Origin of the sequence: Halobacterium sp. KA-6, assembly GCF_021029015.1 — an archaeon.
In the GTDB taxonomy this organism is placed as follows: Archaea; Halobacteriota; Halobacteria; order Halobacteriales; family Halobacteriaceae; genus Halobacterium.
The window spans coordinates 212790-233610 of the sequence record NZ_JAJJZH010000005.1; the positions used below are offsets into that span (position 1 = coordinate 212790).

At 56.5% G+C, this 20821-nt stretch carries 27 protein-coding genes and 3 pseudogenes; 8 read left to right on the top strand and 22 right to left on the bottom strand.

Going from position 1 to position 20821, the window contains the following annotated elements:
• Positions 1-60 precede the first annotated feature (60 nt).
• Positions 61-672, top strand: a complete 612-nt coding sequence (locus LPA46_RS12090; RefSeq protein WP_230890383.1) for a DDE-type integrase/transposase/recombinase — start codon at positions 61-63, stop codon at positions 670-672.
• 79 nt (positions 673-751) lie between these two features.
• On the opposite strand, the gene LPA46_RS12095 is transcribed toward LPA46_RS12090, so the two are convergent.
• A complete protein-coding gene (locus LPA46_RS12095; protein ID WP_330166335.1) occupies positions 752-1330 on the bottom strand; it encodes a DUF7342 family protein in 579 nt (192 codons plus the stop codon).
• 421 nt (positions 1331-1751) lie between these two features.
• Between LPA46_RS12095 and LPA46_RS12100 the strand changes: the two genes are divergently transcribed.
• Complete coding sequence (locus tag LPA46_RS12100; RefSeq protein ID WP_230892704.1) at positions 1752-2369, top strand: class I SAM-dependent methyltransferase; 618 nt, start codon at positions 1752-1754, stop codon at positions 2367-2369.
• 84 nt (positions 2370-2453) lie between these two features.
• Here LPA46_RS12100 and LPA46_RS12105 read toward each other — a convergent pair whose 3' ends face one another.
• From LPA46_RS12105 to LPA46_RS12135, 7 genes are all read right to left on the bottom strand, one after another.
• On the bottom strand, positions 2454-2873 hold the full coding sequence (locus LPA46_RS12105; RefSeq protein ID WP_230892705.1) for a hypothetical protein: 420 nt from the start codon (positions 2871-2873) through the stop codon (positions 2454-2456).
• The gene (locus LPA46_RS12110) at positions 2866-3804 is read right to left on the bottom strand and encodes a ParA family protein (RefSeq protein ID WP_269073681.1); all 939 of its coding nucleotides are present in this window, start codon (positions 3802-3804) and stop codon (positions 2866-2868) included. Before LPA46_RS12110 ends, LPA46_RS12105 begins: the two co-directional genes overlap by 8 nt.
• 243 nt (positions 3805-4047) lie before the next feature.
• Entirely contained in the window at positions 4048-4851 is an 804-nt protein-coding gene (locus tag LPA46_RS12115; protein ID WP_230892707.1) for a nucleotidyl transferase AbiEii/AbiGii toxin family protein, read from the bottom strand.
• A 5-nt stretch (positions 4852-4856) separates the two neighbouring features.
• A complete protein-coding gene (locus LPA46_RS12120) occupies positions 4857-5687 on the bottom strand; it encodes a type IV toxin-antitoxin system AbiEi family antitoxin domain-containing protein (protein WP_230892708.1) in 831 nt (276 codons plus the stop codon).
• Between the two features lie 499 nt (positions 5688-6186).
• The gene (locus LPA46_RS12125; RefSeq protein WP_230892709.1) at positions 6187-7344 is read right to left on the bottom strand and encodes a BREX system ATP-binding domain-containing protein; all 1158 of its coding nucleotides are present in this window, start codon (positions 7342-7344) and stop codon (positions 6187-6189) included.
• Entirely contained in the window at positions 7344-8240 is an 897-nt protein-coding gene (locus LPA46_RS12130; RefSeq protein WP_230892710.1) for a hypothetical protein, read from the bottom strand. Before LPA46_RS12130 ends, LPA46_RS12125 begins: the two co-directional genes overlap by 1 nt.
• On the bottom strand, positions 8237-9052 hold the full coding sequence (locus tag LPA46_RS12135; RefSeq protein ID WP_230892729.1) for a tRNA-guanine transglycosylase: 816 nt from the start codon (positions 9050-9052) through the stop codon (positions 8237-8239). Before LPA46_RS12135 ends, LPA46_RS12130 begins: the two co-directional genes overlap by 4 nt.
• 30 nt (positions 9053-9082) lie before the next feature.
• Here LPA46_RS12135 and LPA46_RS12140 point away from each other — a divergent pair.
• Together LPA46_RS12140 and LPA46_RS12145 are read left to right on the top strand one after the other, a co-directional pair.
• A pseudogene (locus LPA46_RS12140) lies at positions 9083-9721 on the top strand (DNA polymerase domain-containing protein); the annotation flags it as partial.
• A gap of 836 nt (positions 9722-10557) precedes the next feature.
• Positions 10558-11952 carry a Cdc6/Cdc18 family protein gene (locus LPA46_RS12145; protein ID WP_230892711.1) on the top strand — a complete coding sequence of 465 codons (1395 nt, stop codon included), beginning with the start codon at positions 10558-10560 and terminating at the stop codon, positions 11950-11952.
• 135 nt (positions 11953-12087) lie between these two features.
• On the opposite strand, the gene LPA46_RS12150 is transcribed toward LPA46_RS12145, so the two are convergent.
• From LPA46_RS12150 to LPA46_RS12165, 4 genes are all read right to left on the bottom strand, one after another.
• Positions 12088-12411, bottom strand: a complete 324-nt coding sequence (locus LPA46_RS12150) for a hypothetical protein (RefSeq protein ID WP_230892712.1) — start codon at positions 12409-12411, stop codon at positions 12088-12090.
• Between the two features lie 63 nt (positions 12412-12474).
• Positions 12475-13011, bottom strand: a complete 537-nt coding sequence (locus tag LPA46_RS19000) for a hypothetical protein (protein WP_330166336.1) — start codon at positions 13009-13011, stop codon at positions 12475-12477.
• 131 nt (positions 13012-13142) lie between these two features.
• A complete protein-coding gene (locus tag LPA46_RS12160) occupies positions 13143-14069 on the bottom strand; it encodes an ImmA/IrrE family metallo-endopeptidase (RefSeq protein ID WP_230892713.1) in 927 nt (308 codons plus the stop codon).
• An 88-nt stretch (positions 14070-14157) separates the two neighbouring features.
• Positions 14158-14502, bottom strand: a complete 345-nt coding sequence (locus LPA46_RS12165; protein ID WP_230892714.1) for a hypothetical protein — start codon at positions 14500-14502, stop codon at positions 14158-14160.
• Positions 14503-14713: 211 nt separating this feature from the next.
• Between LPA46_RS12165 and LPA46_RS12170 the strand changes: the two genes are divergently transcribed.
• Both LPA46_RS12170 and LPA46_RS12175 read left to right on the top strand, forming a co-directional pair.
• Positions 14714-15139 carry a DUF6884 domain-containing protein gene (locus tag LPA46_RS12170; protein ID WP_230892715.1) on the top strand — a complete coding sequence of 142 codons (426 nt, stop codon included), beginning with the start codon at positions 14714-14716 and terminating at the stop codon, positions 15137-15139.
• Entirely contained in the window at positions 15126-15989 is an 864-nt protein-coding gene (locus LPA46_RS12175; RefSeq protein WP_230892716.1) for a GIY-YIG nuclease family protein, read from the top strand. Before LPA46_RS12170 ends, LPA46_RS12175 begins: the two co-directional genes overlap by 14 nt.
• A gap of 86 nt (positions 15990-16075) precedes the next feature.
• On the opposite strand, the gene LPA46_RS12180 is transcribed toward LPA46_RS12175, so the two are convergent.
• The 4 genes from LPA46_RS12180 to LPA46_RS12195 form a co-directional block, all read right to left on the bottom strand.
• Positions 16076-16297 (bottom strand): hypothetical protein, encoded by a 222-nt coding sequence (locus LPA46_RS12180; protein ID WP_230892717.1) that lies wholly within the window; start codon positions 16295-16297, stop codon positions 16076-16078.
• A 49-nt stretch (positions 16298-16346) separates the two neighbouring features.
• Positions 16347-16625: a DUF7389 domain-containing protein gene (locus LPA46_RS12185; RefSeq protein WP_230892718.1), complete on the bottom strand. Its 279-nt coding sequence runs from the start codon at positions 16623-16625 to the stop codon at positions 16347-16349.
• 20 nt (positions 16626-16645) lie between these two features.
• Entirely contained in the window at positions 16646-17047 is a 402-nt protein-coding gene (locus LPA46_RS12190; RefSeq protein ID WP_230892719.1) for a DUF6166 domain-containing protein, read from the bottom strand.
• A 79-nt stretch (positions 17048-17126) separates the two neighbouring features.
• Positions 17127-17522 carry a DUF7567 family protein gene (locus LPA46_RS12195; RefSeq protein WP_230892720.1) on the bottom strand — a complete coding sequence of 132 codons (396 nt, stop codon included), beginning with the start codon at positions 17520-17522 and terminating at the stop codon, positions 17127-17129.
• Positions 17523-17653: 131 nt separating this feature from the next.
• On the opposite strand from LPA46_RS12195, the gene LPA46_RS18855 reads away from it, so the two are divergent.
• Positions 17654-17776: a hypothetical protein gene (locus LPA46_RS18855; protein WP_255409719.1), complete on the top strand. Its 123-nt coding sequence runs from the start codon at positions 17654-17656 to the stop codon at positions 17774-17776.
• Positions 17777-17835: 59 nt separating this feature from the next.
• Complete coding sequence (locus LPA46_RS12200; RefSeq protein WP_230892721.1) at positions 17836-18243, top strand: hypothetical protein; 408 nt, start codon at positions 17836-17838, stop codon at positions 18241-18243.
• A gap of 23 nt (positions 18244-18266) precedes the next feature.
• Here the strand turns inward: LPA46_RS12200 and LPA46_RS12205 are convergent, their stop codons facing one another.
• The 6 genes and pseudogenes from LPA46_RS12205 to LPA46_RS12230 form a co-directional block, all read right to left on the bottom strand.
• Complete coding sequence (locus LPA46_RS12205) at positions 18267-18632, bottom strand: DUF7568 family protein (protein WP_230892722.1); 366 nt, start codon at positions 18630-18632, stop codon at positions 18267-18269.
• Positions 18633-18635: 3 nt separating this feature from the next.
• The gene (locus LPA46_RS12210; protein WP_230892730.1) at positions 18636-19127 is read right to left on the bottom strand and encodes a hypothetical protein; all 492 of its coding nucleotides are present in this window, start codon (positions 19125-19127) and stop codon (positions 18636-18638) included.
• Between the two features lie 106 nt (positions 19128-19233).
• A complete protein-coding gene (locus LPA46_RS12215) occupies positions 19234-19656 on the bottom strand; it encodes a hypothetical protein (RefSeq protein ID WP_230892723.1) in 423 nt (140 codons plus the stop codon).
• 75 nt (positions 19657-19731) lie between these two features.
• Positions 19732-20394, bottom strand: a complete 663-nt coding sequence (locus LPA46_RS12220; protein WP_230892724.1) for a DUF6735 family protein — start codon at positions 20392-20394, stop codon at positions 19732-19734.
• A gap of 68 nt (positions 20395-20462) precedes the next feature.
• Positions 20463-20693: pseudogene (locus tag LPA46_RS12225) on the bottom strand (hypothetical protein); the annotation flags it as partial.
• 33 nt (positions 20694-20726) lie between these two features.
• A pseudogene (locus tag LPA46_RS12230) lies at positions 20727-20821 on the bottom strand (IS5/IS1182 family transposase); the annotation flags it as partial.

Consider the following 20821-nt stretch of genomic DNA (forward strand, 5'->3'; position numbering starts at 1 on the left):
AAGGGTGTCAACCTTAGCGTGAAGGAGGCGGCCGAGCAAGGGTAAGTTGGGTGTTGAGCAATGCTCGACCGCATGGTTGAGAAGGCTCGCCAGCAGGAAGTATTTTCCCGCGAGGACACGCCGACAGAGCGGCGTGTCCTCGCGGCGTTTTTGTACCATGCTGGCCTCTCATACCGGCGAATCGAACCGTTCGTTGATCGCTCGTATGAGGCAATCAGACAGTGGTTTCATCGGTTAAAGCACCTCTTCGAGCCCGACTGCCGGGATCGACAAGAAGTCGCCGTCGATGAGACGAAAATCGAGATCGACGGCACCGAGCACTACGTCTGGGCGGCAGTCGATTGTGACACTCTCGAAGTGCTTGCCGTTGAGGTCTCTCCCGGTCGATCGAGCCTCGATGCGCTCCTGTTTTTGAAGAATGTTCTCGAACGGTGCCGCGGTCGCCCGGTGGTGCGGGCCGACCGCGGCCCGTGGTATGACTGGCCGCTTGAACTCTTAGACTGCGAGTACGAGCGTGAAACGTGGGGAAATCGGTCGCTTATCGAAGCGTGGTTCGGGATCTTCAAATACCGAACCAGACGTTTCTACCACCGATTTCCCATCCACAGCACCGCCAACTCCACCAGATCGTGGCTGACAGCCTTCGCCGCCCTCCACAATGCTACGCTCTAACCTTGACACCTTTGTATCGGAGGTCGCATAAATTCTTACTATAGACTCAACGTCAACGTGTTGGTGCAGAACACATCTATTAGCTGCTGGGCTCAGCTGGCTCTCTTGGGGCGAGGAAGTCCCATTCGCGGATGGCGAAGCCGACGATTTTGATGCGGCGCTGGAGATGCTCCCATTCGCGGGCAATCTCACGGCGACGGTCTTCTTCCTCGGCGTCGAGGGACTCGTCAACAAGCGTGCCGCGAAGCTGGTTCGGTGACTCAACGTCGAATTCGCCCTTCCAGTCCCGAATTTGGGTTTTCATATCCGCGAGACGGTCCGTGAGCTCCTCGACAGTGTGCCCGCTGTCTCGAAGACGCATCGCCTCCTGCATCGCCTGACGCCGGTAATCAGGGTAATATGTGGTGTGAGTCCCGCTGTCGTCGCGATGGAGGATGCCATCGTCAACGAGCCGTTCGAGGACGCGTTTCGTCGGCTCGTGTGACCAGCCCGCTTCGGAAGCGATCCAGTTGGCCGTCCGCGGCTCCGACAGCTGCCGGGCGGTCATCCGCACGCGGTCTTCACCCGTGGTCTGGCGTTCCATCAGGCCCTCGGAGTTCGATTCGTCTTCGGTCATACAGCATCGTTCGGGCCTTGTCCTAATATAGGTTGAGGTCATTCGTTCTATACCGAAAGGGCTCCATCGCCCATCGCTTCGACCTCAGCTGAGGAGAGCCAGAGCAAACTCGAGCCCGGTATCAGTGGCGCTACCCGGGGGAAGCGCCGTCGTGAGGCGGTTGCAGCATTCGTGCTTCACCGACGGCGGCGGGGTACTTCAAAGTGGTCGTGATTATTGGAGTAATCACGACCAGTAGCCAACAAGGGCCTATTGGCCAAATTCAGCAAGTACAGCCCGTTATCCCGCCATATCCAACTTCATAAATCACATACCACTATACCAAGTTCTGTACCGTCTGCGAAGTCGTCGGTTTCTTAGCTGAACAGGTTCGACGCGTATTCCGCGAGTGGGGTCGGCTCGCAGACCGGAATTCGAGCGCGTATCCGAGTCGTTTACCGCCCCAAGGGTCGATGTGGTAGATATGAAGAAGAAGCATGAGGAACTCGCCGATCGCTTCTCGCAGATGGCCACAGACTACGACGACAAGCAACACAACGACGAGTACAACGCGTGCGCCTCGCTCGTTATCGACCACGCCGACCCACGTCCCGACGACGTGGTACTCGACCTCGGTACAGGCACGGGCCTGATTGCACTCGCGCTCGCCGAGAACGCTGAGCACGTCGTCGGGCGCGACATCAGCGAGGGGATGCTGGAGAAGGCCCGCGCAAAGGCCGACGACGGCAGCATCGATAACGTGGAGTTCGGCGACGGCGAGTTCCGCGACCCGCAGTACGACGGTGAGGTGGACATCGTCGTCTCGAACTTCGCCATGCACCACCTTCCCGACGAGGAGAAACGCGAGGCCATCGAGGTCATTGCCAGTCTCAGCCCACGCCGGTTCGTTCTCGGCGACGCAATGTTCTTCGGCTCGCCCAACCCCGAGGAGCCATTATTCGGCCACGGGGTTGACGCAGCAACCGTCGGACTGCTCGTTGACGAACTCACCGACGCCGGATTCGTGGTGACGGCGGTCGAACGCGTTCACGACCAAGTGGGCGTACTTGTTGCCGAGCGACTGGAAATTCCGCAGAAGTAGCAGACCCTGGGATGTCCACAACCGAGGAGAGAGATTGGCATCCCTCTGTCCCCTCCCTAAAAGGGAAATAGAATGCTATTCATGCTATTTTGAAATCGCATTCTTTCGTTCTTGCTCGAATCGTTCAGCCACCTCGTCAACCAAGTCTTCCTCTACAACCGTGCGCAGCAACGCGTCAGTCATCTCACGGACAACGATATTCTGATAGCCGCGGGTACTGAGCTCGCGCTCTAATTCGTAGTTCAACCAGGAATCGAAGTTCTCGATAGTCTCTTCGCGTGCGTAAAACGGCCGTTGATTGGCTGCCTCGTATGAAAAGGCAGTGTCTGTCATCGGGTCCAGTTCCTTGACGTCCCCCTCATCCGGTTCGTCGACGTGTTCGGTTGTCGTGTCTGAGGCGGGTGGCTCGCGCGGCTCCTGTTCACTCTTCGTATCGTCTTGCTCGTCGGCATCGTCATCCAGCGTCTGACTAAGATCTGCGAACGGATCACCGTCGTCAGCCATGCCGGACCACCTCACCGGCCTCGACGATGTGTGCGAGTTCGTCGAAATTCTTCAGTTGATCACAGTTGGCGTCGTAGTCCAGCAGCGGTTTGCGTTCACCGTACGCTTTCGTGATACTCGTTCGGTCTCGGATACCTGGTGTCGGACTAATGTCGCCGGTGCCCACAGCATCCCAATCCGTGATTCGAGCGAAGTTCGGAATACGGTCCTGCAAGCTGTTGTGGGAGTTTAGTCGTTCGAGGAGCTGGCGGTCCTGCGTCTGCTGGTCGATACGCCCATCCAGCATATTCGGGACGAGTGCGAGGACGTCGACGTCCATATGCTTTCGCAGCGGAGCAATCTGGCGCTCGATAGTGCGTTCCAGTCCGGACATCGCCTCGTTGCCGGGCGCTAGTGGAAGCACAAGATTAGACGTCGCGACGAGAGCGTTGTCGGTCAGTCGTGAGCGATATGCGGGCGAGTCCGTGACGATGAAGTCGTATTCGTCGCCCAGTAGCGGCTCAACGACTTCACGCTTCAACAGAGCAGACGGCTGGAAGACGTCACCGACGACGATTTCTCGCTCGACCTGCTCGAGATCCTCGCTCGAGGGAAGGATATCGAATTTATATCCGGTATCGTAAACGACTGAGGTTGGGTCTGCCTCGTCGAAGAAGACCTCACCGATGCCCTCGTCTGTATTGTGATAGTGGTCATCGAACCCGAGACCGACTGAAGCGTGTCCATTCGGATCAAGGTCGATGAGGAGGACATCATGGTCGTGGGTAGCAAGCTGACGCGCGAGATTCACTGCGATGGTTGATTTGCCAACGCCACCCTTCAGCATACAGACGGAGACAGCCCGAGAATTCCCCGCTGTATCCACAGATTCGTACGGGCTATTTGGGCTATTCGTGCTATCTATGCTATTCCTGCTATTCGTTCCCGCCATGCTATTCTGGAATAGTGCTCTGTCCCCTCTTATAACTAAGGGCAATGAATAGCCCGAATCGCCAAAATAGCTTGAATAGCAAGAATAGTATGAGTAGCAAAGGTAGCCTGAATTGCTAGAATACCATAAGTAGTATAGATAGAAGGGTTCCTATAGATAGGATGCTATCTTGGAATAGTATCCGATTTCAGAATACCCCTAATAGTGCAGGCCAGTACGTGCCGCAGGCGAGAGGATTCGTACCTACTCCGTTCCTTTGTCAATGACGGCCTCGTCCAGTCTTTTCCAAACAGTATCGAACAGAGGTGGATCACCAGTCAGGTCTGGGAGTGAGGTTTCCCACTGGCGCTGAATGTCCTCGCGCTGGTCAACCGGCAGACCCGTGGTGAGATCGACGTCAAGGTCGTCGTGGTCGCACTTTGCTTCGAAGGCAGGCAGGACAACTTCGAACTCAATCTCAACAGATTCGGTCTCTAAGAGCTGGTAGAGATCGTAGTAGTCTCTAGCAGCACCCCGTTGGAAGATCGCCCGAAGTTTCTCCGCGAAGATCTCTTCGACACTATACGCCTGCAGTTCGAACTCCGGGATATCCTCGTAGGAGTGCGTATGGTGAACCGAGTCGAATGCGACGTACTCGTCGACCATCACGTCGAGACTGGTCGTATTCGGATGGTCAAGCACCGCCCGATATTGGATGCTCATGTCGACGTAGTGTGTCGGATAATATTGCTGGCGGGACTCATGGTGCTCGCTGATGGTGAACTCAATCCCGGAGCGCTCGGTAACTGTGTCAAGGACATCACGGAGGTCGTCTTCTGATCCGTTGTACTGGCCTTCGACGCCGAAATCGAGATCCTCTGAGAATCGCCACGACTGGGGGAAGTACAGTTTGCTCAGCGCCGTTCCACCTTTGAACATGAGGTTCTCGCCAAAGCCACTCGTGAAGACACCCCAGAGAATCCAAGAATTGACGTAGTTCTTCTCAGCATAGCCCTGGCGGACACCTAGCTCACGGGCAAGGACACGGAGTCGATTTTGACTGATCATTAGAATCAGGACTCCGTCGGACCGAGCGTGCCCGGGTCGACGTTAATTCGGAGGCGATACTCACTGTCGTAGGATCCCTGCTCGCTCCGCGTTGGGTCGAGCAGCGAATACCCGCTCGTGAACGACGCGACGAGCGTCTCACGCGTCGGGAGGTCGATACCCAACTGGTCGGCCAAGTAGACGATTCGCTTGGTTGCCGCGCCATTGTCGAGTCGCTTGAGGTACTCACCGACGGTCGCCCACGAACAGTCCTGGTCGTCCGCGGCGACCATCGCCTTTGCGAGTTCCCGGATACCACCACAGTACTCAGGATGGTCAGCACAGTCTACGAGCGTCTTCTCCAGGTCGGTGACGTTCACGGCGGTTCCCTCAATGGACGTCGGCTCGTAGCCGAAGAACTTCCGTTCCGTGACCGTCGCGACGCGATAGGGGACGCCGTGAATCTCGCGACTCTGGGCTCGCGTCGGGGTGACGACGTACACGGTTTGGGGAACCTGTTCGGTCAGCCCGTGATGGCTGAGGGCGCTGTAGTAGCCGATGTACATCGGCTCAGCGACGTGCGAGGCGATGAGATACTCGTGGGTCGTATACACGGCCTCCTCCCCAGCAGCGAGTGGGATGATGAGATATCGGCCGGGGAGCAGCCGATCCAGCCACCCTTTCTCGGTGAGGCGGGAGGCGATCTCGCGGGCGGTATTAGGCGCGACCTCGAGGGTCGCCTCGACATCGTCGATCGAGATTATTTGGTGGCCCTCCGCGGCGAGATGCGAGAGGAGTCGGCTCTCACGGGACGAAAGGCCCTGCCGTATATTTTGTGTGTCTGATGTGGAACTCATACCTGCATTTCGTACATAAAACATGAAGGCCAGCAGGCTTCAATCTTATGCAACCCTACCTCCCCAAGATGATGCCAAACAGTGAGTCAAGATGGGTTTATTTCGATTTATTCCAAGTCAATTAGTGCGTCTTCATTCCCTTCGAATTCGAAGAGCAGGTCGAAGGCTGGGTGTTTGTAGAGGATTTCACCGCACTCTCAACATCTGGTAAAGAGTCGGCGCTTTGAGTCCCAGAAATCAGTTCGTTCGATAATAGCAGTTCCGCGAGGTCCATAGTGGCCACCAGAAACAGTGAAATGGTCGAATTCGTGATGACCACAGTTTGGACATGGATCGTCGATGCCCTGCCAGTCATTCCGGTTGATCCCTACGATTCGGTGCTCCGTTCCGTTTTGGCGAATAACTCTGAATGGTAGTTCCACTGAAAATCGCCTCCGCCCTTAGGGGGGCGCGAAAAACCATCGGATAGTGGGGTTCAGAGTGCGAATCTCCTACGAGATCACAATATCTCTTGGACAAACTCCGCTGTAATATCCGGTTGATTTTCGTCTACTGCCGAGTCCAATATCCTGCTACACACGGAGAGTACTTGTCTGATGTTTCCCTGTGAACGCTGTAGTACTTGATCAAGACTCTCTTCAGTGAACGGCCGTACCGTATCGTCAGTAGGATTGCTCGTCCGCTCACGATTCAGGTACCCTTCTACCAGTTCATAGAGATGCTCACTAGTCAACGGTCGAAGCGCTACCTCCTGGCCGATACGTTCGCTGAACGCATGGTATTCACTCATCACGTCCTGCCAGACCTCTGGGGCGCACCCGAACAGCATACACAGACCTGAACTATTTTGATCCATTAGGTGGCGGATGCTGTTGAGTGTGGCCTGCTCATTCTTCGGCGAAAGGCGAGCAATACTCTCAAACTCGTCGACGAAGACGAACACGCCTGTGTAGCCGAGATCAAGCAGCATGTTCTTGAGTGCAGTGAAGGCTCGTACACCCATTGTGTCGTCATCGAGTGCGCTGTGGATCTCCATCTCTTTGCGTTGTTCATATCTAATCCCCTCTGCTGTGAGCCACTGCCAAGCGTAGAGGTTAGTGTCCTCGTACACCATGTGGACGATTGCACGAGCGAAGTCGGCAAACTTCGTGACGTCGCTCAACTGCCGAATCGCCTCTGGCACGATTTCGGAGAGGAGTACATCCCCGTTATCAATGAGCGACCGCATGGCTGCGGGGGCCATCGGATTAGCGTCAGTGATCTCGCGCGTAATCGATGCCAGATACTCGTACGCCAAGTTCTGGAGACGGTTGAAACCGATATCGTAAACGAACTCGTGATAGATATCTAGGAAGCCCTCCCCCGGCTGGGCGACGTAACCGACAACCACGTCTTCGCGGTCTCGTAGCAGAGATCGGGTGTATTTGAGAGTATGGGACTTTCCATTGCCATACTTCCCTGTGACTACGAGATGCTTGGACTTCCCAGTGGAAAGCATCGATGAGACAGTCGAACTGATCGATTCGGTAACATGCTGTTGCCCGCAGAAAATCTCCGGGTTCTCCGCTGGAACAGGGCTGTATGGGAATGGATTTGCTTCGAGGTTGTACTGTGAGTAGTCGCGCTGCTCATCGGTGATGGTGAATGCGTCGGACATTAGGTATCCTCCTGGTCGAAGGTGACGTCGCGGTCGTGAACTGCGAGGTAGTAGTATTGCTTATCGAACGATTCCACACCGACCATCACTTGCTGGCTCGATTGGGACGTCGAGACCAACTCACCGCCGCCGGCCAACTCAATTCGTTTAATCCCGAGCGCAGAATCCTTAGCTGCTGTATCCATCGGAGCTCCCGACAGTTCGAGCTTTCCCACGTTCTGCTGGCAAAGCGCCACTAGTGCGCGGTCGAACGCGCTTCGAGAGCATCGCGTTCGCTCACAGATCTCCTCACGGAGACGGGGAATCGATAGGTATCGCTGCCGAAGATTTACCCCTGCAGTTTGCTCCAAATCGTCGTATGCGCTGAGTAGTACGTAGGCGAAGTTGCTCGAAACGTCGGTTTGTGAGGATAAATAGTAGCTCCCAGTGAAGGCGTTTCGCTGAACTTGGCCTAATCGCTCGGCCCAGTCACCGAGAACTTCGATACTGGTCTGATTGTACGAATAGGGAGTGAACTGCTGGTTCTCCTTGAGACCGTCCAACACTGTTTCTAAGTCAGCTGGTTCCACCTCTTCCAGCGCGTCCAGAAATGTGCCGTAGTGGGGGCTTCTCGTCGCAAGGATATTGCTTACCTGAGGCCAGTCTTCGGCGCGTACCGCCTCTAGGAACGACTCGCCGATGCTAGTGGTGGAATAGAGCAAATCGTCATCAGGGTCATCCTCTTGTAACAAACTGATACGCTTCGCCTCTATGATAGTCTCGCGAGCGCGACGGTGTGACACATCGAGCGCTTGTTCGATCTCTTCTGTCGGGATGTTCTCCTCTTCACAGAGGTACGTCAACTCGACAAGTCGACCGAGTGTGACTGGACGGACAGTGGCGCGTTCGTCGGTCATGTGAGCCTCCGAACCTGCTGCTTCGCGGTTTCGTACGCCCGTTGAGTTACCTCGTTCCCTTGGAAGCGGAGATCGAGATAGTGCTCGACATTGCGATCCGATTCCGCAATGTAGCGGAACCGGCGAAGTTCAGTTGCGAGCGCCCAGAGGTTGTGCTGCGTGAGAGCGGTTCGATCTTCTCTGATATCATCCAATTTTCGCTGTCCGCATACCGGACATGGACAAGGCAGCATATCCATATCCTCGATATTTCGTAACTCTTCACCGCCGAATCCTGGAATCAGGTAGTTCCTATTACCAGCACTTCTAATGAATGCTGACGAGTCGAAGCTATCCACACCGAGGTACAGCAAAAGCGGTTGATACACGAGACCCCCTAACCCATAGACGTGTAGGTGTTTGTCAGTGGCCTGTCGTGCTGCAATAACTAGTTTTGTGACCTTTTTGTAATCTGTTCGGATTGGAACTAGACTGCCAAGCGCATAGCCATCGAATTCACCGTGTTTTTCGAGGTACTGAATATTGTTACGTATGGTTTCCGGGTCATACCCGTGAACACTCGCCAGAAGATGAGCGTCGCAGTCATGATGGTCGCTCGCTTCCAACGCAAACTGGGTACTCTGATCAATTCGTCGCTGGTTTTCTGCGGCCCGGTTCTCACGGGCGATCGGTATGTCGACTGTTCCGTAGATGTCGGCTTTCAGTTGGTACTGGGTCTCCAGAGTATCTTCCGGGGTAGTGTCCAATTCTTCATTGGCGAAATCGAATCCGCCACTATCCGCGAAGACAATGGTGTCCTCTGGTACCCCCATCTCCTCTCGTAGGGTGACGCCGTTCGTTAGACGTTGGCCGCTGAGATCACGGACACCGTCGAGATCCGTCTCGAATATGAAGCCGAGTACGAGTGGGTGGCGTTCGTTCCCCAGCGCGAGAGCGACGCCGGCGCGCTGACGAAGTACTTCGGGAAGATCGCGGACGAGGATGAGTTCAAGATACGCGGCATCGAAGCCCGGCAACGATCGACACCCGAGTTCATTGAAGACGTCCAGCGCGACTGTCTCGAGATCCTCGGTCAAACGCAATCTCCAGACGCGGTTATCAGTCGCTTGGAACGGGCGATTTCGGAACTTCACGCTGGAGATGTCGATTTTGACCGACTCGTCGAACGGAACCGTGTCTCCAAGCCTGTTGAGGCATACACGCAGTACACCCAGAACGTGGCGGCACTCGAGCGTGCTCGCGACCAGAATCTCGCTGTCCATCCCGGTCAAGATGTCGAGTACGTGGTCGTCGACGACGAGAAGGCGTCACGAGAGCGTGTCGCCCTCGCTCACGAAGACACGAATCAGTATGATCCATCGTACTATGAGACACAGCTGGTTCGAGCTGTCGAGAGTGTCGTCTCACCGTTTGGATGGAGTCGGACGGATATTCGACGAAGGTTGGCAAAGACACGAACGACTAAGATCACCTCGTTCTGACCCTGCGGTTGCAACAAGATACGGGTAGAAGGACACACCCCCCTCGTTCGGAATGAGATTATACCCTCCATACCACCTGATTAGAGGCCACGGTTCCACCCGATGAGAAGGTTGCAGTAATGGATTCGTCGGGTATACGCCCTCGACGTATGGTCTACTGCTTCAATTCAAGGGATAGAATAGCTGTACTTCAAGTGTTAGGCGTATTCACGAATACTTCTAACTAGTGCCGTATTCTACTTAGCGAGCTTTTAGAGCAACTAGGTAATAAAGCTAGGGTTATAACTAGACAATTGATCCTTGGAAGTCTACGCTATCTTGCGGTTTGGAGAGAATGACTCGTCCTAGTTAAGAACCGCCTAGTTGGTTGTTGGAAGATCGCGCCCATACGGTCAGTCTTACGGGATCTCATTCCGAATCAGGGGGGTGTGTCCTTCCAGCTCCAATCTACATCCATCCTGATTAAGCTGGCATCAATATCGTCCATTAGTTCGGTGAACACCTCACTCCGAATCAGGGGGGTCTCTATAGCATTCCCGATTCTTGGCTGATGGATCAACTCGTACTACCTCATTCCGAACGAGGGGGGTTATCTGAACCCCGCTGATCATTTGAGCTGCTGACAATCCTCTCGTTCTAGGAAATAACTCACTCCGAATCAGGAGGGTGAGATCATCAGAAGACGCAGATTTGAACGACAGCTCACTCTGAATCGGGTATCATCGGGTATGTCGGTGCCACCTATCGATTTTCCGCTGTTTAGCACCGATATCCAATGAATCTCATTCCGAACTAGGGGGGTAACGACTAAGTGGGTTCCTTCCCAGGATGAATCTATGACAGACAACGAGGAACCAGATGGTGGAGGTGACTCGTCTATCACGGACCAGCAGCTGGATGATTTCGATACAAACAGGGAGGGCAGTTCTGCTTCTGAAATCTCGTCGACCTCGGAGGAAATCCAACGACAAGACTCGAACGACCCGGCAAATGACCCGTTGTTCGTTCGGGAAGGCGATGAAGACGGTTCTTCAACTCATATCTGGGCAGATCGAGATTTACTCTCAATTGGAACAGTTCCTGGCCCTGATCGCATCGTCGGTCGTGACACGGAAATCCAATCGGTTGCTGGAGAAATCCGACACCTCATTCACGAATCACAACCAAACCACGTCGTCATTTATGGGGAAACCGGAACTGGAAAATCACTTGTCAGCCGTCACGTGTCCGACCGTCTCGTTGATACTGCCACGGCACGTAACGTTCCCGCTGCTAGCGTCTACGTTGAGTGCAAGAAGAATAATACCGAAACACGAGTGGCCCGAACAATCGCTCGTGCGCTAAGCGACAAATCTGATTCTGATATAGATATCCCTCGTATCGGTTTAGGTTCCGCCGAGTACTACGATTACGCCTACGACATCATTGACGAGTACTACGATGGGCTCATTGTCATCCTTGACGAAATCGACATGGTTGATAACGCTGAGGGGCTCCTCCATGAACTCTCGCGGGCTCGAGAAGCTGGTCACACCGACGCCTATATCGGAATCATTGCTATCAGCAACGACATCGATTTTGGACAAAAACTCAACGCACGCGTTCAGAGTTCGATGCGGACAACGGACTTCGTCTTTGAACCATACCAAAGCGATCAGATCGAGCAGATCCTGGAGTATCGACGAGACGCGTTCCATGATGGTGTTGTTCAAGACGGCGTCATAACCGAGACTGCCGACCGGTCGGCGGATGAACACGGTGATGCAAGGAAGGCAGTCGATGTTTTGCGGATTGCTGGTGATATCGCTGACGACGCCGATGCAGAGGTCGTTAGTCCAGAACATGTCGACAAAGCAGTCAAGCGTGCAGAGGTTAATCGAGTCAAGGAGACGATCGAGAGCACCTCACCCCAGTCTAAACTCGTTCTCTACACTCTCGGTCGCTTGACTGGCTCGAATAATCGCCGCTTCCGCACCTCTGGTATCTACAGTCAATACGAGACGACCTGTGGCGACGTCGGTGCTGATCCTCTCTCATATGATCGAGTGAGCCAAATTCTCAGCACGCTCGCGCTAATGGGGATTTCTGAGTCACATCAGGTCGGTGGCGGACACAAACAGGGTGTCTACCTGGAACACCAGCTTATCAAGGACAAAGATGTAGTGATGAAGGCAGTTGTAGAGAGCGATGAACGGCTTTCAGAACTTCACAACGGTACCTACGAGATTTGATTAAGCATCATGAGGGTTCGTTCTATCTAGAACCCTTCTGCTGAAGCTCATTCCGAATCAGGGGTGTCAAATCTTCTGAGAAGTGAACAAGCTCACTTCGAATTAGGGGGGTTGTTCTCGAGAGAACCAGGTTAGCTAATCGTCTGGACTGACCGGTCCTTTGTACTGTGAGCGCACCTTCTCGCCTTCCCGCCACTGCCAATAGTAGTAGCGGTTGTCGTTGATCTCCTTGATCGTGATTGTAGCCTTCGAGGGGACGTCGTCCGGACGATCTTCCGGTCGCTCCTCGATCTGTTCTTCCTCGTCCTGTTCGGCCAGTCGGGCTTCGCGTTCGCGATGTTCGGCGAGCCCCTCGGCGTACTGGGCGATATGCTGGAGCACCTCTGGTGATTGCTCATTGAGCATCTCCACGATGTCGTCGGGGATTTCTTGCGGTGGGGATGGTGGCGAGTAAGACATGGATCACGGCGTGTTAACCAACACTGGCACTGGAATCTTAGTGCTGTTGGTTAATCTGGGTATTTATCGAATCGAGAGCTCTTCGAGGATCGCCACTGTTGCTTCGAGTTCCCTCCGCCGGGCTTCTCGTTCGTCGATTTCCTGCTCTAGTTCGAGAATCCGCTCCGAAAGCTGCTCCGTCACGTCTACTGTCGCAGGAAGCCGTCCATCGGGACGGGGGACGCTCCCGCTCCGAATCTCGATGTCGACCCGCCGTAGATGCTTACAGCCACCGCTCGGCTGGCGCTTCGTGAAATCTGGACACGTACACGTCTTACTCGCGACGTCGACCTCGTAGGTGTTCCCCGACGCCGACTGCACCTCGTAGACACCACCTTTCCTGAGTAACGAGACGTCCATCTCCTCAGTTCGAGCACGCTCGGTACGGGGATCGCTGTCCTCCTGGTGTTCGTCATCGCCAACCGTCGGCTGCTGCACATCTCCTCCGAGGGTCGTGGTCGTTGGAACAGTAGCGACAACGCCGCCATCAGGGGCGTATCCATCTCGTTCGTGTTCGCCTCGGACTGTCTCTTCTGCCTCGATTGAATTCTGTTCGGACATGGATTAGTCTGGGTCTGTCCGACGTGACGAGTGCAGTCACGCCGCCACCCTTCGCGGCGAGAAAAACAACTCCTGAAACACACTACTGCAGAAACCTCTGTAACTTCGTCTGCCGGAGAGACACAAACTCGTTACTCGTCGACGGTTTCGATGAGCTCCTCAGCGGTCGACCCGATTCGACCAAGCCGCTCCTGAATCGCGTCTGCGTCGTCGTCCTGCCACGCGGCCAAGTAGAACGCGGACCCACTCGTATCCAGTCCGAAATACCGCCCGACGATGTACGCGACTGCCTCGGCCTCAACCTCGCGTTTCGATCGCTCAGTCTCGTCGGTGACATCGGCGTGGAGTAGGGCGTGAGCGAACTCGTGGATGAGTGTCACGGCGAGGTCGGCCTGATTCGAGCGGGCTTTCGCCTCGACGACGGGTTGGAGATCACGCGTACTTCGGTATTTGCAGACGCCCTTGGCGTCGCCATGCTCCCACTTGGCAGCGTCGACGATACGAACTGTCATGCCAATCTCAGCGGCTGCATCCTTGAGTGCGGGCACGAGGTCGTCGGCATCGCCAGTCGCCTCAGTCTCCAGCTCGGGAAGCGGCTCACCCTCGGTCTGTGAGATGTCGAACACAGCCGTGGGCTTGAACCCGACGAGCCCCTCGGACCACTCCTTGGGTGGCGTCTCGTCGTACTCACAGTCGCTTTGCTCGTGGTAGCTCGGCGAGTTCTCGCACTCCGGGCACTGCTTGGTGATGATCGGCGCCCAGATCCAGATGGCTGACTCACCTTCCTGGACGTGGCGGTCGAACTCATTCCGCCAGGAATTGTAGCCCGCAACCTTCGTCGCATCGGGACGCTGGAGCTTGATGAGGAGCGTGTTCCGGTACGAGTAGTCATGGAAGCGACTCTGGACGTCAAGCCACTCTTGGAACTCGTCGCTGGCCTGTGCCTCGTCGACGCCAGCCACGAGCTCGTCAATCCACGCTTCGATGGTGCTGTTCATCTCGTTTGATCGCGTGTCGGTCTGGTCGAAGGAGACCGACGGGTCACTGGTCGTAGCCATTGTATTCACCGAATCGAGTTCACGGCGATTGCGTCGGTTCAGGACGCGCCGCACCCCTTGGGGGCGCACAAAAAACTCGCGGTAGCGGTCACCGGAGGGCTGCTTTTTCGTCAGCGAAGCCGATCGCGACGAGGTACTCGAGGAACGCGTTGAAGTGGTCAACGTCGCTGGGGGTGTCGGTCGCGAGGTGTCGTGCCCACTCGATAGCCCACTGGAAGGCGGGATCGGTGCCGCCCTTGCCGTGAATGTACCACCACCGAGCCGCTTTCAGCACGACGAGGGGATTCGTCGGTGGCTGCTCACCGGCGAGTCCACGGGTGATGGATTCGATTTCGTCGGGGATGTCGGTGGGAATGACCTCGCCTGATTGCGTGTTGTCGATATCGATCGGAATGTCGTCGATTGAGACGTTGTTTGTCTGTTGTTGACTCACAGGAACTCACCTCAGGCTGAGAGCTTTCGGAGAAGCCCTCGCCCTCTCCGGGGGTTCGAAAAACAGAACGTTGTGTTACGCCGGCGCGGAGTGGATATTATGCTCGTCGATGACGAAGCGGAGGGCGTGTGAGAAGATCGATTAGCTGCATCTGATGGCTTTCTATTCACAAGGCGGAACGTATTTTCCCGTAACGGTGGACCGGTGGTGTATGGAGATTGGGTTGGTGAGCTGTACGAAGGCAAAGGAGGACTCGGCGTCGACGCCGAGGGAACTCTACGAGCCCTCCGCGCTGTTCCGGAAGGCCCGGAGCTACGTCGAGGAGAACCACGATGTGTGGTACGTGCTTTCGGCGAAGTACAACGTTCTTGATCCAGACGGCTCGCCGATCGAGCCCTACGACGAGACGCTGAACAACGCTGGCGTCGAAGAGCGACGAGAGTGGAGCCGAACTGTCGTCGGACAGCTACGGGAGCGCGACCTGATCGCGGAGGGGAACACTCTCGTTATTCACGCTGGGAAGGCGTACTACGAGGAACTCCTGCCGCTGCTCCACGACGAGCCCGTCGACGTCGGGATTCCAACCGAGGGACTACGGATGGGTGAGACGCTGTCGTGGTATAATGAACGAATCTAGGTTTTACGCCGCAGATTGGCTCGGCGTAGAGTGGTCGAATTGGGGGACTCTCGACCCCGGCGGGGACCATCTATCCACGTTCTCTACTGACGAGGGGCTTTACCGCGTTCGCCACCCCGCCCGCCCCGGTCTGGAGTATATCGGCGAGACTGGGCGCAGCGTCCGTGGTCGAGTCCGTGCGCTCGCCCATGGGGTGTTCGCCGAGGAAATGCCTTATCGCGATCCACACACCGCGGCACCATGTCTTTGGGCTGTCCAGCAGGAGGAGGCCGAGAAACTGGAGGTGTCGGTCACGACGCCGACGCTCGCTGAGGACAAGCAATCCCGAAAGGCGTTCGAGGACGCGCTAATCGCAGTCTACCGCCGTGAAATGGGCGAGAGTCCGACGGCGAACTTCGGCCGGATTATTGACGGCTACCGGCAGTCGACGTACCGCAGCGGCGAGGAACGCGGCGGGCCGCTCGAACCGGGCCAGACGGAGTCTAACACCGAGGACGGTGTCGGCCCGCTGGATTGGAGCCGGAGCAGCGACGTGCTCTCGGAGGACTGGATGGGGCTCTTGTGGTCGTCTCCGCGGCCGCTGGCAGACGCGGACACGTCGATTCCGACGGACGATGGGCTGTACCGGATCTGGCGCGAGGGCGAGGCACCGCCGCTGGAGTACATCGGGCAGAGTTCGAATCTCAAGTCACGGCTGTATCGTCACCGGCGAAACCGGCACGATGCGTTGCTATTCTCGTACTCGGAACTGGGGGAGCACGACGCCCAGCACAAGCGCGAAGAGGTTGAGACGGAGCTTATCGGCGTTCACTGGCTGGAAGTTGGGGAGAGTCCAGGAGATCAGTTCTAGATGTCATACTCCTCTACCCTCATAGCCCATGTGTAGTTCTGGAATAGGTTTCACCGACGCTCCGACAGACACCCCCGAGTGCTGTGTCAATCGTCTTCTGTGCGGATTTCGCTGGCCCGATCTTTGAGCCGGCGAAGAATCGGGATTCGTTGCTGATTCGCGTTCTCGTAGGCGACGCAGGCTCGCAACGTCTCCATATCGTTGATCGTCACGATACCAGCGTTGAGAAGTCGCGTATTCGGGGGTTCGAGCCGTTGTTCTGGTGAAAGCTCGCTTACGTCAGTTGATTGACCGTCAGGATTGCTCACTGATAATCGCCTCCGCCACTGCTGAGGCGACAAAAAACAGCCCTCGCCGTTACCCGTCTTCTTCCTCGGGTTGGATCTGGCGAGTATCCTCAGCGAGGTCGTGGATATACTCGCGGAGGGTTTCCATGTCTTCGCGAGCGTCTTCGAGGGTCTTGCCCTTCACTTTGGCCGTAATCTTGTCCTGATCGCGGGTGCCAGTCCCGCGAGTAAGCTTCACGGTGAGGGAGACGCCGACGTCACTGCGTTCGACGTACTCCGTTCGTGTCGTCTGTTCATTCGATTCAGCCGATTCGTCATCTGCACGAGATGGTGGGGTGTGTTCTGACATGGTTACTCTCGGTGATTAGTTCAGATGGACGGTGCGACCGGCTCGCCGGGTGTTTCGTGAAGGACTGCGTCGATCTCGGGTCCGGTGAGTCGCCACCGTTCACCAGACCCAGCGCAGTCCAGCTGGCTCACGACCTCGGTTTTGAATGCCTGGTAGTGGTCGAGAGCGAACGCTTCGTCATCCGTGTAATCAAGGAGGAGTGCGAGCGCGAGTTGCGCCGGACCACTCCCACCATATCCCCATTCAAATCCCGAGGGACTGTGATTCACCAGCGCGAGACTCCGCTCTGGCGTGAGCCGTTCTTGGTCGGGACGTTTCTCGACGATAGCCTGCCCGCGCTGCCGATACCCGACGTAGGCGATGTCGCAGTCGCTCGCTGGGTGTGTCTGTTCAATCGAGTGTGTGTCGCTAGGTTTACCCATCGGTCTGTTCGGGAGCTACTCGTTCGAGCACCCCCGCACCCCTCAGGGGGTGAAAAACAGTCACAGGGACTGCTTGCCCCTACGCGAGATGGGAGATATCGTCTGGTTCGTCGACCTCATCGAATTCACCACGCTCGACCGGCTGCCAGTCATCGCCGGGTGCTGGACTCCACCAGTCGACCTCGTAGGCACCCGGTGCGCCGAGGATCTTCACCCGTGCCGACCCATCGGGTAGGTCGCGACGGAGCTTCTCGTCGACGTGGAGGTTCCACGTTGAGTGGGTGTCGAAGCAGGCGAGGACGGCCTCCTCGTAGCCGCGCGTCTCTCGGGATTCTTGGAGTTCGACCTGCGTGTTGCAGTTCTTGCAGAACACCCCTTCGAAGAGAATGTGACTGAATACCTCGTGCCCGCAGACCGGACACCAGAGGAACTCGAACAGTGCTTCGCTGTGTCGATCGATGACTTCCAGACTCATCTGTGGATCTGGCCCGATTGAGGTGGGCCACCCATCCCGGCCCACAAATAAACGTCATTCGCCGTGAGGGATGTCAATTGGTGCTGTACTACCGGCAAAGGTTTATCAGACCACACTGTGTATGGCTTTGTATGTCCGCTCCCACGGCCGGAGAAGCCGGAGACGAAGCCGATAATGAGTCTCCTGAAGCTGTTTCTCCTGAGGAGGCACTTGAGATGCTGCCTGACGAAGACGAGTTTGAGGCCGAATTCTAACACTCGCCTTTATCACTCCTGTTTGCTTGCTGTTCGTATAGATGGGCCGACGATACGTCGTGTTCTTTGAGCCAGCTCTAGCGAATCTTGATGCGATGGGGAATCATATGGCGACACGGCTGGAAAACCAAATCACGGATTTTCTTGATGCTTGGCGCCCTGAGGCCGCTTTTGCAAAACCGCTGCAGAGTGATTTATGGCAGTTCAAATGGTCCCCTAGAAATGGTAGCGGTGCGAGAGCGTTTTCTGGGTACTTTGCCGGTGACGAACACAACATCGCGCTTGTGCTGGTAACGTTCAAAAAGAATAACGAGGACAAGTTCAATCTCCAACAGAAGGCATTCAATTCTCGTGCAAAGTCATTAAATAGAACACTTGATAGTAAGTCTCCTGCAGATATCGGCACTTGGCTGGAAGACCAGCGAAACAACTCCGATAGAAAAGTTCTCGACGAAACCGATATTTAACACGGTAAAGGCGGGAATGTCCCTCAGCGCTCGGCGCCGTACACAATCCTTGAGGGCGCTTCGTACCCACAGTTCCGACACTCGAACCAACGCTGAACCTTCGCGCCGTCAGCCGTTTTTCCGCCGATTGCCACATCGCTGTTCGGACACTCGGGACAACTCAGTTCGGGCGCTGGCCGTTTCCGGAGCTCGTCACGGAACGGTTTCGCGTCTTTTGTCTCGTACCCCCGCGACCACACCGGGTAGCCGTCGACGAGGATTGCGCCACGCCATTTGTAGCGGTACGAGTCCGGTGCTCGGTGTAGGACAGCCCGAGCGCCGGTCTCGGTATTCCGGTATGCGAGTGTGGGTGTGCGACTCTCGCGCTTCCAATTTGTGATCCGGGACATTCTTTAGAAATGGACGTCGGCGGGCACGATCCAGAGCTCCTCGCTCTCCTCCAGCACTCGATCCAGCTGCTCGCGATGGCGGATGCCGTTCGCGTACTCGTTGTACAGGAACACCGTCGGCCCGTCGTACGCACCGACTTGGTGGAACGCGTGCCGAGCAAGATCTTCGTCGCGCATTATTTCCTCGTCGGAGAGTTCGTCAAGTGCTTCCCTCACCCGTTCGAGATTCCGCTCGAACTCCTCTTTCGTTGCCTCCCAGCCACGCTCAAGCAGGTCTTGGCCGTCATCGGAGTCGACGGGGGCTGCAGCTGGCAACTCACCCCATCGCGCCTTCCCCGCAACGGACGTGTCCTCCTCATCGAACGTCACGTGGTAGTCGAAGACGGCGCCAGCGTGTGGGTCCGCGCCGACCAGGCGGTCGAACACCGTCTTTCCGGTGGATAGTGCTTCGTCTTCTGTCGATGCTTCTACCAGACTGTAAATGACCATGTGCATCTCGAACACCTCGAAGCGCCGACGCACCGGGAGTCGTTGCTCGCTCGCTCCTGCTGCGCCGGCACCCATCGCCGGCGCTCGAAAAACCTGATCTAGCGGTCGATTCTTAGGACTCGTTCGCTCGGCCGACTGTGATGGTTAGATCGCCCGACGCGTAGTCGGCCTCGAAGTCGACGGTGAACGCATCCGAGTCGTACGCGGCGTGGTAGGCACGGTGTCGTTCGAGCGACCCGGTCGCCTTGAAGTGGAAGAACGCAGCTGAGGTGTAGGGCTTGCTCTGGGTCTCGACCTGCGTCTCGACAGAGGCCGGGAGCGCGATTTGTGGTGTGTCCGTGTCGATACTCGCAGCGAACGCCTTCGCTTCCTCGACGCTCGCCTGCGAATGTGCGGGCGTCTCGCCGGTGAGCACGTTTACCGGCGTCTCGGTATCGTCGGTGAACAGGACATCGTGGAAGGTGCGTGTCCCGAGGACTGCGTCGGGATCTAACTCGCAATCGTGGAATGGATCGTCGTCTGGTTTCTCGGGCATCAAATCACGAGCCTACGGTGGGGCTCAGTTCTTTCTGCCCCAGAAAAACCACCATCTGCTTCGACGCAAATCGCCCTACGAGCGGCTGAGTGTCGCGTCCGGAGACGGGGCTTCACCGCTCGGGATGCGCAACTCCTGACGCTTTCCGATCCACTCGCCGAGCTTCTGCTTGAGGTACTGGCGAGCCGTCGACTGGGTGAACACACCCTTGTCGACCATATCGCCAACGACGTCTTTCAGTGCCCGGAACTGCCCCTTCAGATGGCCATCGCCGACCGGCTCGCCGTCGTGCCACCGAACGGTCGCGAGCGCGCCGTTCCCGACTGTCTCGCCGTGGTCGACCGTCTCTGAGTCGTACTGGAGGCCGAACCATAGTGTCCGGTAGGCGGCTACCTCGAATGTCGTCGACACCACGAAGAACGCCTCGTGATGGAGGTAGTCGAGATGGTCAGCGATAATCTCCTCGAGCGTGAGCCCGGTGGCGCGGGGCTTCGGTTCGACGACCGTCGATGGGCAGTCTTCGCCGGCGAGGTAGCTGTCGACGGCATCTGCCTCGAGGCCATCGGCCAGTTCCGCCAGCAGCTGTTTCGCCCACTTTGAGTCGGTGTCGTCGCCACCGAACGGTGTTTCGGCCGAGATTCGGTGCTTGAGCTTCAGGTTCGCTGCACCCCAATGAGAGTAGTGGAGCGTGTACTGTCCGTCTGTGCGTTCGTACGCAACGAGTACGCGGTGGCCCATTGAACAATCACCTCACAGGACGACCCACGACTGGATCGCCCCGCGCCCCTCCCGGGGGACGAACAACGCTACTCGTCGATCGGGTCGGGGGAACTGAGGTCCGCGTACAGGACCTCACCGTCGCGGATGACGTACCGCTTCGCCAGCACGGGAAAGCGGCACTTGGTAAATCCGGCTGTCTGAATGTCGAATTCTTCGTCCGGTTCGAGATATTCTGCGAGCGACCGGAGGAACTCGTGGGTGACGATGCCACCGTCGTAGTCAGGAAGACCGTTCTCACGGGCCTCGTACACTTCGAAGGGCTGTGTTGAATCGCCATAAGGCGGTAGATTTCACTGTTTCACAGCACGTTTGATGTTGTAGACGACACACATCAGTGCGATTTCTCGGAACTCACGAAACCAGGATCGCGCTCGCACGGCGAAGC

What these genes read in the sequence shown, in the direction of transcription:
- LPA46_RS12175 (WP_230892716.1), top strand. Translation starts at nt 15,126, where the DNA reads ATGAACGAATCTAGGTTTTACGCCGCAGATTGGCTCGGCGTAGAGTGG.
- LPA46_RS12120 (WP_230892708.1), bottom strand. Translation starts at nt 5,687, where the DNA reads ATGAGTTCCACATCAGACACACAAAATATACGGCAGGGCCTTTCGTCC.
- LPA46_RS12215 (WP_230892723.1), bottom strand. Translation starts at nt 19,656, where the DNA reads ATGCCCGAGAAACCAGACGACGATCCATTCCACGATTGCGAGTTAGAT.
- LPA46_RS12210 (WP_230892730.1), bottom strand. Translation starts at nt 19,127, where the DNA reads ATGCACATGGTCATTTACAGTCTGGTAGAAGCATCGACAGAAGACGAA.
- LPA46_RS12125 (WP_230892709.1), bottom strand. Translation starts at nt 7,344, where the DNA reads ATGTCCGACGCATTCACCATCACCGATGAGCAGCGCGACTACTCACAG.
- LPA46_RS12205 (WP_230892722.1), bottom strand. Translation starts at nt 18,632, where the DNA reads ATGTCCCGGATCACAAATTGGAAGCGCGAGAGTCGCACACCCACACTC.
- LPA46_RS12160 (WP_230892713.1), bottom strand. Translation starts at nt 14,069, where the DNA reads ATGGCTACGACCAGTGACCCGTCGGTCTCCTTCGACCAGACCGACACG.
- LPA46_RS12190 (WP_230892719.1), bottom strand. Translation starts at nt 17,047, where the DNA reads ATGGGTAAACCTAGCGACACACACTCGATTGAACAGACACACCCAGCG.
- LPA46_RS12090 (WP_230890383.1), top strand. Translation starts at nt 61, where the DNA reads ATGCTCGACCGCATGGTTGAGAAGGCTCGCCAGCAGGAAGTATTTTCC.
- LPA46_RS18855 (WP_255409719.1), top strand. Translation starts at nt 17,654, where the DNA reads ATGTCCGCTCCCACGGCCGGAGAAGCCGGAGACGAAGCCGATAATGAG.
- LPA46_RS12220 (WP_230892724.1), bottom strand. Translation starts at nt 20,394, where the DNA reads ATGGGCCACCGCGTACTCGTTGCGTACGAACGCACAGACGGACAGTAC.
- LPA46_RS12170 (WP_230892715.1), top strand. Translation starts at nt 14,714, where the DNA reads ATGGAGATTGGGTTGGTGAGCTGTACGAAGGCAAAGGAGGACTCGGCG.
- LPA46_RS12135 (WP_230892729.1), bottom strand. Translation starts at nt 9,052, where the DNA reads ATGGGGGTACCAGAGGACACCATTGTCTTCGCGGATAGTGGCGGATTC.
- LPA46_RS12130 (WP_230892710.1), bottom strand. Translation starts at nt 8,240, where the DNA reads ATGACCGACGAACGCGCCACTGTCCGTCCAGTCACACTCGGTCGACTT.
- LPA46_RS19000 (WP_330166336.1), bottom strand. Translation starts at nt 13,011, where the DNA reads ATGTCCGAACAGAATTCAATCGAGGCAGAAGAGACAGTCCGAGGCGAA.
- LPA46_RS12115 (WP_230892707.1), bottom strand. Translation starts at nt 4,851, where the DNA reads ATGATCAGTCAAAATCGACTCCGTGTCCTTGCCCGTGAGCTAGGTGTC.
- LPA46_RS12110 (WP_269073681.1), bottom strand. Translation starts at nt 3,804, where the DNA reads ATGGCGGGAACGAATAGCAGGAATAGCATAGATAGCACGAATAGCCCA.
- LPA46_RS12150 (WP_230892712.1), bottom strand. Translation starts at nt 12,411, where the DNA reads ATGTCTTACTCGCCACCATCCCCACCGCAAGAAATCCCCGACGACATC.
- LPA46_RS12185 (WP_230892718.1), bottom strand. Translation starts at nt 16,625, where the DNA reads ATGTCAGAACACACCCCACCATCTCGTGCAGATGACGAATCGGCTGAA.
- LPA46_RS12195 (WP_230892720.1), bottom strand. Translation starts at nt 17,522, where the DNA reads ATGAGTCTGGAAGTCATCGATCGACACAGCGAAGCACTGTTCGAGTTC.
- LPA46_RS12105 (WP_230892705.1), bottom strand. Translation starts at nt 2,873, where the DNA reads ATGGCTGACGACGGTGATCCGTTCGCAGATCTTAGTCAGACGCTGGAT.
- LPA46_RS12145 (WP_230892711.1), top strand. Translation starts at nt 10,558, where the DNA reads ATGACAGACAACGAGGAACCAGATGGTGGAGGTGACTCGTCTATCACG.
- LPA46_RS12095 (WP_330166335.1), bottom strand. Translation starts at nt 1,330, where the DNA reads ATGACCTCAACCTATATTAGGACAAGGCCCGAACGATGCTGTATGACC.
- LPA46_RS12100 (WP_230892704.1), top strand. Translation starts at nt 1,752, where the DNA reads ATGAAGAAGAAGCATGAGGAACTCGCCGATCGCTTCTCGCAGATGGCC.